We start from the raw sequence: 15,170 nt of genomic DNA on the forward strand, positions 1-15,170 counted from the left end.
CCATCGGGGCTAGGGACTCCGGTCTCCTCTCCCCTACGGCCACCCGCGGGAGAACAGCTCATGCGCTACGAGATCCGCGTAGAGGGACACATGTCGGAAACGCTGACGAAGGCGTTCCCCGAGCTGGGTCACGTGACGATGTCCGGCCAGACCGTCCTGTACGGCCCCGTCGTCGACGAGGCGCACCTGTACGGGCTGCTGGCCCGCTTCCAGTCGCTGGGCCTGCGCGTCGTGGAGATGCGGCAGCTGCCCGAGCTCTGACCCGGGGCCGCGCGGGTATCACCCGTCAGGGGTGACCCGGCCGACGCGGAAGCGCCGGACGCTGAGCTTGTCAGGTTCCCGTACACCGCCCGCCGGCGGCCCGGGGACGACCGGCTCGACCGCGAGACGAACGCGAGGAGGAGCCATGACCTCGTCGTCCGGCCCGGCACCGCGTACGGGCCCCGAAGCCGGGGCCGACGACACGGGTTTCCCTCCTGCGGCCGACCCCGCGGCCCTGCTGGCGCGCCTGGGCCGTTCCTGGGCCTGGATCATGGGTTCGGCCGTCGCCACCCTGGTACCGGGCATCCTGATGCTGGTCTGGCCGGATGCGACCCTGCACGTCCTGGCGGTCCTCCTCGGCCTGTACCTGCTGGTCACCGGCGTGTTCCGGTTCGTGGCCGTGTTCGCCCGGGAGGAGCACGGCGAGCGGTTCCCGGAACTGCTGCTGGCCGTGCTGTACATCCTGGCCGGGGTGCTGTGCCTGCGGCACCCGTTGCAGACCATCGCCGCGCTCTCGTTGATCGTCGGCGTCGTCTGGCTCGTGTCCGGCGTCCTCACCCTCTACACGGCCGTCGTCGCCAGGGACCTGCCGCACCGCGGCATCCTCCTGGGCGTCGCGGTGATCGGGATCGTCGCGGGGATCGTGGTCCTCGCCCTGCCCACCGAGTCGGCCCGGGTCCTGACCCGGCTGCTCGGCCTGTGGCTGGTCCTGCTGGGCCTGGCGGAGGTGGCGGTCGCCCTCACGTGGCGGGCCGCGCTGCACCGGGCGGGCGTCAGGGGCGGGCGAGACGGTCCGGCCGACATGGCCTGACACGGAAGTGGCCGGGGGCGCTCACGACGAGGGGAGCACCCATGGACCCCGAGGCGACCTCGGCATCACCGGACCCCGGAGGGGCGGGACAAGACGGTGACGACGGCCGTGCGTTGTCCGCCGAGCAGCACGCGGAGTACGTACGGCTGCGCCGGGCCGCGGCCGTACGCCACCGGGGGCTGCGCCGCGTCGGCGCCTCGCTCCTCCTGCTGGCGGCCCTGCTCCTCGCTCCCCTGGCCGTCGTCGCGGACTGGGTCGACGACACGGTCTCCGACACCGGCCGGTACGTGAAGACCGTCGCGCCGCTCGCCTCCGACCCGGCCGTGCAGGACGTCCTGATCGACCGGCTCACCGACCGCGTCGTGCGGAACGTGGACGTGGCGGCGGTGACGGCGGCGCTCGGCAGGCAGCTCCAGGAGGCGGGGGCGTCGCCCCGGGTCGTGGCGGGCGCCGACGCGCTCACGGAGCCGCTGCGTTCCGCGGTCAGGAGCACCGTCGACCGCACCGTCACCGGCGTGATCACCAGCGAGGCCTTCCAGCAGGCGTGGGAGGGGGCCAACCGGGGAGCCCACGCCGCGGTGGTGCAGGTGCTCACCGGTGAGGGCGGTGGGGCGGTGCGGGCGGAGGGCGCGAACGTCCAGCTGGACGTGGGGGTGGTCGTGGACCAGGTTCAGCAGCGGCTCGTCGACGCGGGCTTCGACAAGGCCGCCGCCATCCCGGACAGCGACCGGACGATCACGCTGTTCCGGGCGGAGGAGCTGAGCCGGGCCCAGGACGCGATGCGGGTGCTGGACGTCGTCGGCCTCTGGGTGCCCGTGCTGACCGTGCTGCTCGCCGCGCTGGCCGTGTGGACCGCGCCGTCGCACCGCCTGATGCTGATGATCACGGCCACGGGTACCGGCGTGATGATGGTGCTGCTGCTGGTCGCGCTGGCCGTCGCACGCCGGGTCTACCTGGATTCGGTGCCGCCGTCGGTGCTGCCTCCCGACGCGGCCGCGACGATCTACGACACCTTCGTGCGCTTCCTGCACAACAGAGCGGTCACCCTGCTGGTCGCGTCCGTGATCACGGCGCTGACGGCGTACCTGTACGGTCCGGGGCGCCTCGCGCGCGCTGTGCGCGGGACCTCGGAGCGGGCCACGCGTGCCGCCGGTGGCGCGCTGGTGCGAGCCGGAGTGCGTACCGGGGCCCCCGGACGCCGGCTGGCCCGCCACCCGGTGTGGACGACCGCCGCGGTCGTCACGGCCGGCGTCCTGGCGCTGCTGCTCTGGAACGACCCCACGGCCGGCGCGGTGGCCCTCGTCCTCTGCCTCATGCTCGCGGTCCTCATCGCCCTGGCGGTGCTCGCCGCTGCCGCGGGTCCGGCAGCCGGGGAGGCCCCGGCGACCGGGCAGGCCCCGGGGACCGGGCAGGCCCCGGGGACCGGGCAGGCCCCGGGAGCCGGGCCGGGCGGCGAGCCTCCGGAGGGCGGGCCCGGGAAACCTCCGGACAGCGAACCGGGGAAGCAGACGTGAGCCGCACCGCAGGCTCACCCCCGGCGGGTGAGGCCGGGAGGGACTTGCCGTGGGCACGCTGAGTGTCGGCGCGGCAATGCTGCCGCCGGGCGCTCGGAACGGAGGACGGACATGAGCGCGCAGACCTACCTGGCGTACGACTTCCCCCTGTTGAGCGCCTTCTGGACCATGCTCTGGTTCTTCCTGTGGATCGTGTGGTTCGTCCTGCTCTTCCGCGTCGTCCTGGACATCTTCCGCGACGACGACCTGGGCGGCTGGGCGAAGGCCGGCTGGCTGGTCTTCTGCATCGTGCTGCCCTTCCTGGGCGTGTTCGTCTACGTGATCGCCCGCGGCAGGAACATGGGCCGCCGGGAGGTCGCGCAGGCACGGGCGCAGCAGGAGGAGTTCCAGGCCTACGTCAAGGAGACCGCGGCCGGCGGCCGGACCAGCAGCGTCGACGAACTCTCCAGGCTGTCCGAGCTCCGCGCCCGCGGCGACATGACCGACGAGGAGTTCCGCCGGGCCAAGGAACTCGTCCTGACCGGCCCCGGCCAAGCGCAGGGTCCCGGCCCCGGCCAGGCGCAGGGACCGGACCGGGGCCATGACCCCGCGGGCCACGCGGGGTCCCCCACCGTCCCCTCCTCTGGTCGCTGACCCTCCGGACAACACGAAACGAGGTGCGCCATGACCGCGACTCACACTCGGCCGGCTCACACGGCCAAACGGGAATGGGCGACCGGCATGACCGTGTTCGGCGCCGTGATGCTCTTCCTCGTCGGCCTGCTCGACATCTTCAGGGGCGTCATGGGGATCGCCGAGGACGACGTCTTCGTCACCACGCCCAACTACGTGTTCGCGTACGACCTGACCGGCTGGGGCTGGATCCACCTCATCATCGGCGCGGTCGCCGTGATCGTCAGCCTCGGACTGTTCCAGGCCGCGACGTGGGCACGGGTCCTCGGCGTGGGCATCGCCGCCCTCGCCATCATCACCAACTTCCTCTCGCTGCCGCAGTACCCCGTCTGGTCCGTCGTGATGATCGCGATCTCGAGCTTCGTCATCTGGGCCCTGTGCACGGTGCGGCGCGACAGCCTCGCCCGGTGAGCGTGCGGCGCGGTCGGTGAGGGGCTGGGCCGACGGTTGGGACGAGACGGCGGGCACACCCGGGAAGGAAACCCCGGGCGGGCCCGCCTCGCACTGCTCTAGATGATGTGAGCACCTCGTGGGTGGATTCCCCCACCCGGGGCACGAACAACGGGCAGGATTCAAGGGCTCGTGGTTCGCCGTCGGCCGGGGGAGGCTGCCATGGTGTACAGCTCCGCGGAGTGGCCTACGCGCAGTCTGCTCGGGGTCGTGGCGCCCGAGGCGCGGGGGGAGTTGCTCGAGCTGGGGGTGCCGGCGCGGTTCGAGGCGGGGAAGGTGCTGCTGACCGAGGGCGCCCGCACGCGGCACATGCTGGTGCTGCTGTCCGGCTTCGCCAAGGTGACGGCACGCGTGGAGAACGGGGAGGAGTCCCTGCTGGCGGTCCGGGTGGGCGGGGACAGTGTCGGTGAGATGGCCGCCCTGGACGGGTCGCCGCGCTCGGCCACGGTGACGGCGTGCGGCCCGCTGTCCGCGATGGTCGTGCAGCCGGCCGCCCTGCACGCCCTGCTGGCCCGCCGCCCGGAGGTGCACCTGGCGCTGACCCGGATCCTCGCCGACCGGTTGCGCTGGGCCAACCGGCGGCGGCTGGACTTCAAGGGCTATCCGGCGAAGGTGCGGCTGGCCCGGCTGCTGGTGGAGCTCGCCACCCGGTACGGGCGCCCGGTCGGGGACGGCACCGTGCTGGGCTGCCGGCTGACCCAGCCCGAACTGGCCGCGCTCACCGGCGCGGCCGAGACGACGATCCACAAAGGGCTGCGCGAACTGCGCCGGGAAGGCCTGCTGGAGACGGGGTACGGGTCGACCCTGATCCGCGACCTCGACCGGCTCAGGGAGATCGGCGACCTCGCGCCCGAGGACTGATCACCGGTGGACCCCCGCTCGTCCCGCCGCGCGCGTCACTCCAGCACCGGCCGCAGCACCACCAGCAGCCCGGCGCTCGCCCCCATGAACGCCGTACACACCACCGCCGCCGTCACACACCGGTACTTGCGCACGGCCACCTGGGACAGGAACCGGATCGTCTGGGACAGTTCGCCGCGCTCCCGGTCCGGGGCGCCGTCGGCGGCGTCGGCGGCGTCGGCGTTCCGGGCGGGCAGTATGTCGGGGCCCGAGGCGAGGTGGACGAAGCTGTAGCGGTTGGCTCCGGTGGGCCTGAGGACCCGGGGACGCAGGGTGGCCGCCAGGAAGCCCGCGCCGCCGAACATCGTGCCGAGGAACAGGGCGAGCAGCAGTCCGGCGAGGACGCCCGACGGGCCGCCCTCCGAGGCGGCGCGCAGTGCCGGGGCGCTCCAGTAGCCGGCCGTGCCCACGAGCGCGGCCTGGGCCGCGGCGAGGATCCCGGCCTTGGTGTCGGCGTGCTGGTGGGTGGTCTGCAGGGCGGTGAACATGAACTGCGCGGGACGGCTGTCGGGGCGGGCGCCGGTGGACGACGGCATGCTGCTCCTCCTGGGGCCGGTGGGCTGTCCGGGTCTCCAGTACGCCCCGAAACCGGCCACGGAACCTGGGATTTCTGCGGGATTCCGGCCGCCGATCAGTCACGTTTCACGCCAACTTGCCGAACTCGTCCGTAACTTGCGGCTACCGCTGTATGTTTCCGCACCTTTCCGCATCCCGTATTTCGACGGGGTTCGCGGCGGACGGCGCGTGTAGGACTGGCCTACCGGCGTCCGCGTGTGGGGGGAGCGGACGCCGGTGTCTGCCGGAGTGCGCCCCCGGCCCAGATCCCGGGGTGCGGCTCCATTTCAGTGAGCGGGGAGTCAGGCATGGGAACGTTCGGTCGCAGACTGCTGCTGGCGGTCGACGCGAAGGGATACGGCGGCGTCGACGTGGTGACGCAGCGCGAGTGGCAGGAGGCGATCCGGCGGCTCCTCGAGGAGGCGGCCGGTGCGGCGGGGCTCGACTGGGAGCAGTGGGCGACGCAGGTCGGCGGGGACTCGGTGTTCGCGGTGCTGCCGCAGGGGGCGTCCGAGCCCTGCCTCGTCGATCCGTTCACGCGGCATCTGGAGGCCGGTCTGCGCACCTTCAACCGCAACCGGCGCGACGAGGCCCGGCTGCGGCTGCGGGCCGCCGTGCACTTCGGCACGGCCTCGCCCGCGGCCAACGGCTTCGAGGGCCGGGCCCCGGTCGAGATCGGCCGGCTGCTGGACAGCCGGGTGCTGAAGGCGGCGCTGGCCGCGGCACCGGACGCACCGCTCGCGCTCGCGGTCTCCGCGACCGTCTTCAACGACGTGATCGGCGAGGCGTACACGACGATCCGGCCGCAGGAGTTCCGTGAGGTGCGGATCGCGGAGAAGGAGTACGCCGGGCGGGCGTGGATCCGGGTGCCGGGGTACGACGTGAACGCCCTGGACCTCGGGGACACCGATCCCGGCGCGCAAGGGGGCGCAGGGGGCGCGGCAGCTGCCGATGTGCGCCCCTCGGGCGCCCCAACTGCCCCCGGCGACACAGTAGTTCAGGTGATCAACGGAACCGTGCACGCCCAGGGTGCCGTCTTCGGGATCTCCAAGTGACCTGAGCGACGGCCGAGGATGAACGAGGAACACGAGGAACACAGCGAGCAGAGCGCTGCGCCCCAGGGTGAACCGGAGGCGCAACCCTCGCAGGATGTGCCGGACACCCCGGCCCAAGCGGAATCGCCGGCAGAGCCGGAAGCGGAGCCGGAACCGGAATCGGAACCGGAACCGCGGAGGACCGGCGAGTCCGAACCCCAGCAACAGGACCGACCCGAGAAGGCGGACCCACCGGCCCAGGCAACCCCGGCCACCCCTTCGGAGCAGGTCCACCACAACAGCGTCAACCAGTACTTCTACGGCGAACTCAGCGCCTCCGGTGCCCAGTTCGGCATCGGCACGGCCGCCTCCGACAACGCGCGGCGCCGGGCCGTGGGCCGTCTCGACGCGGGCGAGGCGGACGCGATCCTCGCGCCGTACGTCAAGCCCGCGTGCTTCGAGCGGGCCGCGCTCGCCCTGGAGCAGGACGGGGTCGTGGTCCTGGTCGGGCCTCCGGGCACGGGCAAGCGGTCCGGGGCGGTGGCGCTGGTCGACGCGCTCGCGGACGGGTCGGAGTACGTCGTGCTGTCGCCGGGCCGCAGCCTGGACGACCTCGCGAGCGGCCGGGTCGCCTTCGAGAAGGGCGTCGGCTACGTCCTGCTCGACCGGATGAGCGACGACACCTCCCAGACGGCGGACTTCGACTGGCGGCGGGTCCGGGACACGGTCCGCGAGCACGACGCCCGTCTGGTCGTCACCACCGTGCACGCCGTCGACGGCGGCGTCGTCGAGTCCGTGCGGCACGTGTCCTGGGAGCTGCCGGACCTCACGGCCGTCCTGCGGGTGCGGCTGGTGCGGGAGGGGTGTGCGCGGGACACCGTGGAGCGGGCCGTGACGCGGATGCCCGACGGCTGCCGGATCGCCGAGGTCGCGGCGGCCGCCGAGCGGATCGCCCGCGGGGCCGCGCCGGACGAGGTCTGGCGGGACTACGGCAGCAGCGCGGCCCAGCCCGTGCGTGACTGGTTCGCCCAGGACCGTACGCCGCAGGAGTGGGCCGAGGTCACCACGCTGGCCTTCGTCAACGGGGCCGGCTACCGCGACTTCGAGACCTGTCAGGAGCGGCTGGAGTCCTGGGTGCGACCGGCGTTCGCGGCTCCCGTCACCGAGGAGGAGCAGGCCGCCGCGGCCCGGCGGGCCGTCAACCGCAGGCAGTCGCTGTCCCACAACGAGCTCGTCGCCGTGGAGCAGCGCAAGAACGGCCCCCTCACCCGCACCGCGCTGGTCTTCCCCCACCCCCAGTACCGGCAGTGGGCGCTGGAGGAGCTGTGGACCCGGCTCTCCACCCCGTACTGGAACGGCGTACGGGACTGGCTCACCGAACTCGTCGCCGCCCAGCCGGGACTGGGGCTCCAGCTGTCCGTCGCGCAGGGGCTCGCGCTGCTCACCCGGCCCGCCTTCGACGAGGTCGCCGACAACTACCTGCACCCCTGGGCGGGCGGCGCCGCCGGTCCCGCCGGACAGTCGACGGCCACACTGGTGCTGCAGTGCATGTGCCTGGACGAGAGCCTGGCGGCCACCGCGCTGGGTCTGGCCCGCGGCTGGGCCCGTTCCTACGACCCGGTGCTGCGGTCGACCGCGGCGGCGGCGTTCAGCGGGGCGCTGGGCGTGCGCTTCCCGACGGACGCCGTCACCATCCTGCTGAAGATGATCGTCCGGCGCGGCGGCCTCCCCGTGGACGCGGCGTTCGCGCTGGCCGGTCTGGTCGCGGTGCTCGCCGAGTGCGGGCAGGACACGGGGGCGGTGTTCCGGCCGCTGGCGTACCGGCTGCGGGCGCAGCGCGAGACGCTGACCGGGCAGTACAAGGAGAACCTCCTGGGTGCCGCCCTGACCGTGCTGCGGGCCCGCGACGCCAGGACCGGGCGGCTGGTGTGCGCGTCGCTGCTGGAGCGGGACGTCCGCCGGACCGCCACCATCGGCGAGCTGTGGGCGGGTGTGCTGGACAACCTGCCGCGCCGGGGCCGGACCCTGGCGGCCCTGTACGCCACCCTGCGCGAGCTGCCGGCCGTCTCGGAACGGCCCGAGCAGGTGGCCGAACGATTCGGCGGGGCCGTGGGCGAGGCCCTGCCGCCGGACGACGGTCCGCCGCTGGCCGCGGCCCTGCGGCAGGTCGCCGCCCGCGCCGACGAGCAGACCACCGCGGTGGTCGACATCTTCCTTACCGCCGTACTGAGCACGGAGGGCTGACAGGCATGGCTGAGAAATACCCGCTCGTCGAGCAGCGGGAGTACGGGCGGCCGGAGAGGCGCGGCAGCATCTGGCGCAAGCGGATGACGCGCGCCGACGAGGAGCTGCCCCGGGTCGCCGCCCACCACGTGCGCGTCTTCCGGGTCGGCGAGGAGTACGTCGAGGACCACGGGCAGCTGCGCGCCGACGACCCGGTGGTGGTGGACGCCAGCTCGGTCACGGTCGTGGACCGGCGGATCGAGGTGCCCGTCGTCGTGGAGACCCGCATCCCCTCGGCCGAGGCGGGCGACTTCACCGTCCGGGCCTGCTTCCACTGCACGGTCACCGACCCGTGCGCGGTCGTGCGCGACGGTGTCACCGACGTGGAGGCGCTGCTCCTCGCCCATCTGCGCGAGGTGCCGGGGCTCACCGAGGACGGCAGCGACCTGCCCATCGTCGACACCGCGGCCGTACGGGCCCGGATCGACGCCCGGCTGACCGCGTACCACGAGATGCGGCCCTCCGTGGTGTCGGGGATCCGCGCCCGGCACGGGGTGATCGAGGTCCTCACCCCCGAGGAGATGTCCGCGTACGTCGCGGAGATGGAGAGGACCCGCCGGGAGCGCGAACGCGACCGCCAGCGGGAGGAGATGGAGCAGCAGGCGGCGCTGGACCGGGCGCTGCGCGAGGCCGAACTGGAGCTGAAGCGCGAGGAGATCCGCAACCTCCAGGCGGTGCGCAAGGAGCGCAACCGGCAGGAGGAGGAGACGCTGCGCACGGGCTACGAGCGCGGCGCCGGTGTGGACCAGCAGGACTACGAGCTGGCCATCGAGCGGCGGCGCAACCGTTTCACCCGGGCCGAGATCGAGGACGACCTCCAGCTGATCGGTTCCGACCCCATCTCCGCCGACTTCCTGGCCTGGCGGGGCGGCGACATCAGCGCCGACGAGCTGTCCAAGCGGCTGCACGCGGCCGAGGAGCGCCAGGACGCCCGCCAGGACGACCGGCTGCGGCTCGACCGCGACTACGAGTTCCAGCGCCACGGCCTGGACCGGGACGACCAGCGCTGGCAGATCGAACGCGACGACCGGCGTCAGGAGCTGACCCGCAAGGAGGAGCAGGACGAGACGGCCGCCCAGCGTCACGAGGACGCCCGGCGCTGGGACCTGGAGCACGAGGACCGGCTGCGCCGGCGCCAGGAGGAACGCACGGACGCCAAGGAGCTCCAGCGCGACCAGCGCGAGTGGGCGAAGGAGCAGCTCAGCGTGCGGGCGACGCTGGGCAAACAGGCCATCGACCGCGGCCTGTTCGACAGCACCATGTACGACGCGGGCGCCTTCATCAACAGCGTCGGCGACGTCCCCTACAACCAGTCCCCGGCGCAGGGCGGCGGCCCGGAGATGCCCAAGGCGGAGCTGAAGGGCGAGGTCAAGGGCGAGTTGCGCCGGGGGCCCCGGGCCGCCGAGACCGAGCCCGCCACCGACGACATGGACGAAGCCGACGACTTCGATCCCGCGAACCAGGAGGGGCGCCTTGGCAACTGACACCCCGCTCCGTCCGGCCGACAGCGCCGCCTTCGACGACGACCGGAGCAGCCAGTCCCGCCCCGCGCCGCCGGCGTCCGGTGTGGCGCCCCGGCTGCGCCGCCTGATCGGCATCGACGAGGGGCTGCTGGCCTGGGTGCCGGAGGAACGCCCCCGCTACACCTGGTACGGCGCGCTCGTCGTCAACACGGCGCTGCTGGGCGCGGTCTCCATGGTGCTGGCGCTGTCCAGCTTCCGCTCCGACCTGCCGCTGGCGGCGGTGCTGGTGGTCGCCGTGCTCTGGTTCTGGGTGATCCTGGCCCTGGACAGCTGGCTGGTCTCCAGCACCCACGGCACGGGGGTGCGCAAGTGGACCCTGCTCGTGCGGTTCTTCCTGTCGGTGCTGCTCGGTCTGTTCATCGCCGAGCCGATCCTCTTCCAGATCTTCGACAAGGAGATCCGCCAGGAGATAGCCGTCGGCAACGAGCAGAAGGTCGCCGACTACCGGGGCATGCTCGTCTCCTGCAACCCGACCGACGGCGCCTCCACCACCGGACGTCCCGAGTGCGCCCGCTACCAGCTGAAGGTCGCGGGCTCCCCCGCCGAACTGGCCCGCCAGATCAAGAGCAACGGCGAGCGCGCGGCGGCCCTGCGGACCCAGGTCGCCGACATCAACAAGACGCTGAACGACAAGCTCGACACCGAACAGCGCCTGTGCGGCCCGAAGTATTGGGTCGTCCGGGGCGGCGTCCGGGACGTCACCATCACCTGCGAGCGGGCCCGAAAGGCCACCTCGGAGTACGAGGACAACAGCAAGCTCAAGACGTACGAGGAGCAGCTCAAGGGCCTGGTCGCCAAGGGTCAGCAGCTGTCCGCCCGGAAGGACGAGGCCGCCGACCAGTACCAGCCCCTGCTGCAGAAGGCCGTCGACGACAAGACCCGGCGGCGGGCGGCCGACCTGGACACCGACGGCATCCTCACCCGCGCCCACGGCCTGAAGGAGGTCGCCGAGTCGGACGGCTTCGCGCTGTTCCTGACGATCGTGCTGCACCTGCTGCTGCTCTGCCTGGACGCGATGCCCGTCCTGGCCAAGGTCCTCAGCGGCGCCACCTCGTACGACAACCTCCTCGGAGCCCGCCGCCGCACGAGCCGGAGGCTGTACGCCGAGGAGCTGGAGGTCCAGCACACCTGCGCCCGCATGGAACACGACGTCCGGCGCCACCGCGTCCAGCTGGACACGGCCTACCGCATGGGCCGTCTGGACCAGGAGCACCAGCGGGCCCAGGCGGAGCGCGCGGCGGCGGAGCGGGCGGAACTGGAGGAGAGGATGGAGCGGATCATGCGGACGCGAGGTGCGAAGACCCCGCTTTGATCCGGAAAGCCAACGAAACATTCGATGACCGGAACCCTGCCCTCCGCACCAGGTGGGCAGGGTTCTCCTCGTCATCGACGCTCAACCACCCACCGAACAGCACAAATCCACCCTCGGGCATACGGGATCGGCGACGAATATTTCGCAACAGCTGCCGAAACCATTGACAGTTGACAGGGCCAGACCAACACTCCCGGGTGACAGAACGCCTCCGTCGACCCCACGCACACGAGGAGGAAGCACCCCCATGACCCACGCCCTCAGCCGCTTACGGCTGCTGCTCAGCAGCACCGTCACCCTGCTGCTCGTCGCCGTCGCCGCCCTCGCCCTGCCGGGCACCGCCCACGCGGACACGGTCGTCACCACGAACCAGACCGGCACCAACAACGGCTACTACTACTCGTTCTGGACGGACGCGCCGGGCACGGTCTCCATGACCCTCTCCTCCGGCGGCAGTTACAGCACCTCATGGCGCAACACCGGGAACTTCGTCGCCGGCAAGGGCTGGAGCACCGGCGCACGCCGCACCGTGACCTACTCGGGCACGTTCAACCCGTCCGGCAACGCCTACCTGACCCTGTACGGCTGGACCGCGAACCCGCTCATCGAGTACTACATCGTCGACAACTGGGGCACGTACCGGCCCACGGGTACCTACAAGGGCACCGTCACCAGTGACGGCGGCACGTACGACATCTACAAGACGACGCGCTACAACGCCCCGTCCGTGGAGGGCAACAAGACCTTCGACCAGTACTGGAGCGTGCGGCAGTCGAAACGGACGGGCGGCACCATCACCGCCGGCAACCACTTCGACGCGTGGGCCCGCGCGGGCATGCCCCTCGGCAACTTCAAGTACTACATGATCATGGCGACCGAGGGTTACCAGAGCAGCGGCAGCTCCAACATCACGGTGCGCTGACGATGAGGACCCGCACACGCTCCTCACGACGCGCCCTGGTCACGACGCTGACAGCCCTCGCGACGGCCGCGGCGGCCACCCTCACGACCGCCACCACCGCCGCCGCCGTCCCGGACCGGGCCGCGGCCTGCAACGGCTACGTCGGGCTCACCTTCGACGACGGGCCGTCCGGCAACACGACGAAGCTGCTGGACGCACTCCGCCGGAACGGCCTACGGGCCACGATGTTCAACCAGGGCCAGTACGCCGCGGCCAACCCGTCCCTGGTCCGGGCCCAGGTGGCCGCCGGCATGTGGGTCGCCAACCACAGCTACACCCACCCGCACCTGACCCAGCTGAGCCAGGCACAGATCGACTCCGAGATCTCCCGGACCCAGCAGGCCCTCGCGAACGCCGGCGGCGGCTCACCGAAGCTCTTCCGCCCGCCGTACGGCGAGACCAACGCGACGGTCAAGTCGGTCGCGGCCCGGTACGGCCTGACCGAGATCATCTGGAACGTCGACTCCCAGGACTGGAACGGCGCGAGCACCGACGCCATCGTCCAGTCCGTCGGCCGGCTGACCAACGGCCAGGTCATCCTCATGCACGACTGGCCCGCCAACACCCTCGCGGCCGTCCCCCGCATCGCCCAGTCCCTGACGGCCCGCGGTCTGTGCGCGGGGATGATCTCCCCGCAGACGGGCCGGGCCGTCGCCCCCGGCTGACCGAACGGCGCGACGGCATCCGCGAGCCGTCGCGCCACCCGGCAGAACGGCGGACGACCGACTGTCAGTGGTCCCTTCTACGATGCGTCGCATGCCTGAATGGATGCACGTCACCGACCCTGTCCTGGACTCGGGTCGGCACGACGAGGTGAACCTGGTCTTCGGCCGCGGCATGGGGCTCGACGCGCTCGCCGAAGGGCTGCGCGGGGTGCACCGGGAACCCCTGGTCACCGGGGAGGGGAACGGATGGGCGTGGGCGGTGCACGACATGCTCAACGCCGAGATCGAGGACTTCGACCCGGTCTCCTACGGGCCGCTCAGCGCGGGCGCCGAGATCGTGGTGTTCGTGACCGAGCCGTGCAGCGCGAAGGCGCATCCGCCGCACTTCGAGTACTACCGGGACGGGCGGCTGATCACCTGGTTCAGCTTCGAGGACCTGACGCAGCGTCCGGGGGACAACCCTGACCACCTGTCCGCCGAGTTGCTGGCCGCGAAGCTGATCGGACCCGACGCCGAGTGCGAGAAGGCGGACGACAGCGGCCATGACTGCTTCGACCACCACTACGACGACCACAACCGCATCGTCCGGGCGGTCGCCGGCTTCTTCTCCCTGCCTTCGCCGCCGCTGTCCGCGGAGGTGACGGCCCCGTGACCTGGCTCGCCCCGGCCGGCTTCCGCACGTTCTGCCGGGGGATCCCCCTGGCCGACCTGAACGGCTTCTTCACCGAGGCCGGACTGCCCGCCGCCTCCGGTGCGTCGGAGGACGGCTGGGCCTGGCTCGCCCACCACGCCGAGACCAACCCGGACGGCGGAGCGATCCAGCAACTCGGCCAGTACATCACCGGCTTCCGCTACGCGGACCGCGTCAGTGACCAGCACAACGTCCACATGGTCTTCCTGGCCTCCACCCCGGCCTGCGCCTGCGGCCATTCCTACGCGGTGCCGCACTGCGCCCAGCACCCCTGCCAGTTCGCCTACAGCCGCGGCGGCTTCGCCGTGTCGCTCTTCAACCTCGGCGAGCGCCGGGAGTCCCACCGCTTCGGCAGCCAGGCCGACCTCTTTATACGGCAGTTCCTGGAGGAGGGCCTCGTCGGGCGCACCACCCGCTACGACTCCGAACCCGGCTTCAACGCCGACGGCGCCGAAACCGTCCGGATCATCGCCGAGCACTTCGGACTTCCCGCCGGGCCACTCGGGCGGGACTGATGGCCGAAACCCCACGGTGGGCAGGCAGCAGGGGCGGCCGAGGTCCGGGTCCGGCCGGGAATCTCACCTAGGTTGGTGGGCCGGTCCCCCCTACCCCCCGCCCCCAGGAGACCCGGATGCCCGACGACAGCCTGCGCGCCCGTATCGACACGTCCAAGCCGCACTCCGCGCGCTTCTGGAACTACTTCGTCGGGGGCAAGGACAACTACGAGGTCGACCGTGAGATCGGCGACCAGATCAAGTCGATCTTTCCGGGCCTGGTCGACGTGGCGGTCACCAGCCGCCGCTTCCTGGGACGGGCCGTCCAGTACCTGGCCGGTGAGCAGGGAGTCCGGCAGTTCCTCGACATAGGGACCGGGCTGCCGACCGCCGACAACACGCACGAAGTCGCGCAGCGCGTCGCACCGGACGCCCGGATCGTCTACGTCGACAACGACCCCATCGTGCTGGCCCACGCCAACGCCCTCCTCACCAGCACCCCCGAGGGCCGGACCGCCTATCTGGACGCCGACCTCTACGACCCGGAGGCCGTCCTGGAGGCCGCCGCGGGCACGCTCGACCTCTCCCGGCCGGTGGGCCTGATGATCCTCAACACGCTCGGCCATGTCGCCGACCACGACCAGGCGCGTGAGCTGGTGCGGCGGCTCATGGCCGGGTTGCCGTCGGGCAGCCACCTCGTGATCAGTGACAGCACGGCCACGAGTGAGGGGATGATCGCGGCGTCGGAGGCGTACAACGCGAGTGGGGCCGTGCCGTACTACGTCCGGAGTGTGGAGGAGATCGCCGGGTTCTTCGAGGGGCTGGAGTTGGTGGAGCCGGGGGTGGTGAGGGTGCCTGAGTGGCGGGCGGGGTCTGAGGGTGCTGGTGTTGGTGCCGGTGGCGTGGATGCGTTCTGTGGGGTGGGGCGCAAGCTGTAGGGGGTGGTCGGGGTTGTGGCGCGGGTGCGGCGCCGTGGGGGCTGGTCGCGCAGTTCCCCGCGCCCCCAAGATCGCGCAGTTCCCCGCGCCCCCAAGATTGCGCGGT

16 protein-coding genes are annotated in these 15,170 nt (G+C 72.0%); 15 read left to right on the plus strand and 1 reads right to left on the minus strand.

Annotated features, from left to right (window positions below):
- Positions 1-60 precede the first annotated feature (60 nt).
- From SSQG_RS16565 to SSQG_RS16590, 6 genes are all read left to right on the plus strand, one after another.
- Positions 61-261 (plus strand): hypothetical protein, encoded by a 201-nt coding sequence (locus tag SSQG_RS16565; RefSeq protein ID WP_003990947.1) that lies wholly within the window; start codon positions 61-63, stop codon positions 259-261.
- A gap of 145 nt (positions 262-406) precedes the next feature.
- A complete protein-coding gene (locus tag SSQG_RS16570) occupies positions 407-1,072 on the plus strand; it encodes an HdeD family acid-resistance protein (RefSeq protein ID WP_003990948.1) in 666 nt (221 codons plus the stop codon).
- 41 nt (positions 1,073-1,113) lie between these two features.
- Positions 1,114-2,586 carry a hypothetical protein gene (locus tag SSQG_RS16575; protein ID WP_244299152.1) on the plus strand — a complete coding sequence of 491 codons (1,473 nt, stop codon included), beginning with the start codon at positions 1,114-1,116 and terminating at the stop codon, positions 2,584-2,586.
- Between the two features lie 111 nt (positions 2,587-2,697).
- Positions 2,698-3,219, plus strand: a complete 522-nt coding sequence (locus SSQG_RS16580) for an SHOCT domain-containing protein (protein WP_003990950.1) — start codon at positions 2,698-2,700, stop codon at positions 3,217-3,219.
- A gap of 30 nt (positions 3,220-3,249) precedes the next feature.
- Positions 3,250-3,669 carry a DUF7144 family membrane protein gene (locus SSQG_RS16585; RefSeq protein WP_003990951.1) on the plus strand — a complete coding sequence of 140 codons (420 nt, stop codon included), beginning with the start codon at positions 3,250-3,252 and terminating at the stop codon, positions 3,667-3,669.
- 201 nt (positions 3,670-3,870) lie between these two features.
- Entirely contained in the window at positions 3,871-4,569 is a 699-nt protein-coding gene (locus tag SSQG_RS16590; protein WP_003990952.1) for a Crp/Fnr family transcriptional regulator, read from the plus strand.
- Between the two features lie 35 nt (positions 4,570-4,604).
- On the opposite strand, the gene SSQG_RS16595 is transcribed toward SSQG_RS16590, so the two are convergent.
- Positions 4,605-5,144, minus strand: a complete 540-nt coding sequence (locus SSQG_RS16595) for a Pycsar system effector family protein (protein ID WP_003990953.1) — start codon at positions 5,142-5,144, stop codon at positions 4,605-4,607.
- Positions 5,145-5,471: 327 nt separating this feature from the next.
- Here SSQG_RS16595 and SSQG_RS16600 point away from each other — a divergent pair, with 327 nt between their 5' ends.
- From SSQG_RS16600 to SSQG_RS16640, 9 genes are all read left to right on the plus strand, one after another.
- A complete protein-coding gene (locus tag SSQG_RS16600) occupies positions 5,472-6,218 on the plus strand; it encodes a hypothetical protein (protein WP_039932883.1) in 747 nt (248 codons plus the stop codon).
- A gap of 18 nt (positions 6,219-6,236) precedes the next feature.
- The gene (locus SSQG_RS16605; RefSeq protein ID WP_003990955.1) at positions 6,237-8,441 is read left to right on the plus strand and encodes a hypothetical protein; all 2,205 of its coding nucleotides are present in this window, start codon (positions 6,237-6,239) and stop codon (positions 8,439-8,441) included.
- A 5-nt stretch (positions 8,442-8,446) separates the two neighbouring features.
- Positions 8,447-9,964: a hypothetical protein gene (locus SSQG_RS16610; RefSeq protein ID WP_039932886.1), complete on the plus strand. Its 1,518-nt coding sequence runs from the start codon at positions 8,447-8,449 to the stop codon at positions 9,962-9,964.
- The gene (locus SSQG_RS38215) at positions 9,954-11,315 is read left to right on the plus strand and encodes a DUF4407 domain-containing protein (RefSeq protein ID WP_003990957.1); all 1,362 of its coding nucleotides are present in this window, start codon (positions 9,954-9,956) and stop codon (positions 11,313-11,315) included. The genes SSQG_RS16610 and SSQG_RS38215 overlap by 11 nt, the downstream gene beginning before the upstream one ends.
- Positions 11,316-11,562: 247 nt before the next feature.
- On the plus strand, positions 11,563-12,237 hold the full coding sequence (locus SSQG_RS16620; RefSeq protein WP_039932888.1) for a glycoside hydrolase family 11 protein: 675 nt from the start codon (positions 11,563-11,565) through the stop codon (positions 12,235-12,237).
- Between the two features lie 2 nt (positions 12,238-12,239).
- On the plus strand, positions 12,240-12,941 hold the full coding sequence (locus SSQG_RS16625; RefSeq protein WP_039932890.1) for a polysaccharide deacetylase family protein: 702 nt from the start codon (positions 12,240-12,242) through the stop codon (positions 12,939-12,941).
- 91 nt (positions 12,942-13,032) lie between these two features.
- Positions 13,033-13,593 carry a DUF6461 domain-containing protein gene (locus SSQG_RS16630; protein WP_244299154.1) on the plus strand — a complete coding sequence of 187 codons (561 nt, stop codon included), beginning with the start codon at positions 13,033-13,035 and terminating at the stop codon, positions 13,591-13,593.
- Complete coding sequence (locus SSQG_RS40950; protein WP_039932891.1) at positions 13,590-14,147, plus strand: hypothetical protein; 558 nt, start codon at positions 13,590-13,592, stop codon at positions 14,145-14,147. The genes SSQG_RS16630 and SSQG_RS40950 overlap by 4 nt, the downstream gene beginning before the upstream one ends.
- 116 nt (positions 14,148-14,263) lie before the next feature.
- Positions 14,264-15,064, plus strand: coding sequence for an SAM-dependent methyltransferase (locus SSQG_RS16640; protein WP_003990961.1), 801 nt, complete (start codon positions 14,264-14,266; stop codon positions 15,062-15,064).
- The last annotated feature ends 106 nt before the right edge of the window (positions 15,065-15,170 follow it).

This window comes from Streptomyces viridochromogenes DSM 40736, assembly GCF_000158955.1.
GTDB classification, from domain to species: domain Bacteria; phylum Actinomycetota; class Actinomycetes; order Streptomycetales; family Streptomycetaceae; genus Streptomyces; species Streptomyces venetus.

Bases quoted from the DNA above. Each gene is read 5' to 3' on its own strand.
- SSQG_RS16565 (WP_003990947.1), top strand. From the start codon at position 61: ATGCGCTACGAGATCCGCGTAGAGGGACACATGTCGGAAACGCTGACG.
- SSQG_RS16570 (WP_003990948.1), top strand. From the start codon at position 407: ATGACCTCGTCGTCCGGCCCGGCACCGCGTACGGGCCCCGAAGCCGGG.
- SSQG_RS16575 (WP_244299152.1), top strand. From the start codon at position 1,114: ATGGACCCCGAGGCGACCTCGGCATCACCGGACCCCGGAGGGGCGGGA.
- SSQG_RS16580 (WP_003990950.1), top strand. From the start codon at position 2,698: ATGAGCGCGCAGACCTACCTGGCGTACGACTTCCCCCTGTTGAGCGCC.
- SSQG_RS16585 (WP_003990951.1), top strand. From the start codon at position 3,250: ATGACCGCGACTCACACTCGGCCGGCTCACACGGCCAAACGGGAATGG.
- SSQG_RS16590 (WP_003990952.1), top strand. From the start codon at position 3,871: ATGGTGTACAGCTCCGCGGAGTGGCCTACGCGCAGTCTGCTCGGGGTC.
- SSQG_RS16595 (WP_003990953.1), bottom strand. From the start codon at position 5,144: ATGCCGTCGTCCACCGGCGCCCGCCCCGACAGCCGTCCCGCGCAGTTC.
- SSQG_RS16600 (WP_039932883.1), top strand. From the start codon at position 5,472: ATGGGAACGTTCGGTCGCAGACTGCTGCTGGCGGTCGACGCGAAGGGA.
- SSQG_RS16605 (WP_003990955.1), top strand. From the start codon at position 6,237: ATGAACGAGGAACACGAGGAACACAGCGAGCAGAGCGCTGCGCCCCAG.
- SSQG_RS16610 (WP_039932886.1), top strand. From the start codon at position 8,447: ATGGCTGAGAAATACCCGCTCGTCGAGCAGCGGGAGTACGGGCGGCCG.
- SSQG_RS16620 (WP_039932888.1), top strand. From the start codon at position 11,563: ATGACCCACGCCCTCAGCCGCTTACGGCTGCTGCTCAGCAGCACCGTC.
- SSQG_RS16625 (WP_039932890.1), top strand. From the start codon at position 12,240: ATGAGGACCCGCACACGCTCCTCACGACGCGCCCTGGTCACGACGCTG.
- SSQG_RS16630 (WP_244299154.1), top strand. From the start codon at position 13,033: ATGCCTGAATGGATGCACGTCACCGACCCTGTCCTGGACTCGGGTCGG.
- SSQG_RS16640 (WP_003990961.1), top strand. From the start codon at position 14,264: ATGCCCGACGACAGCCTGCGCGCCCGTATCGACACGTCCAAGCCGCAC.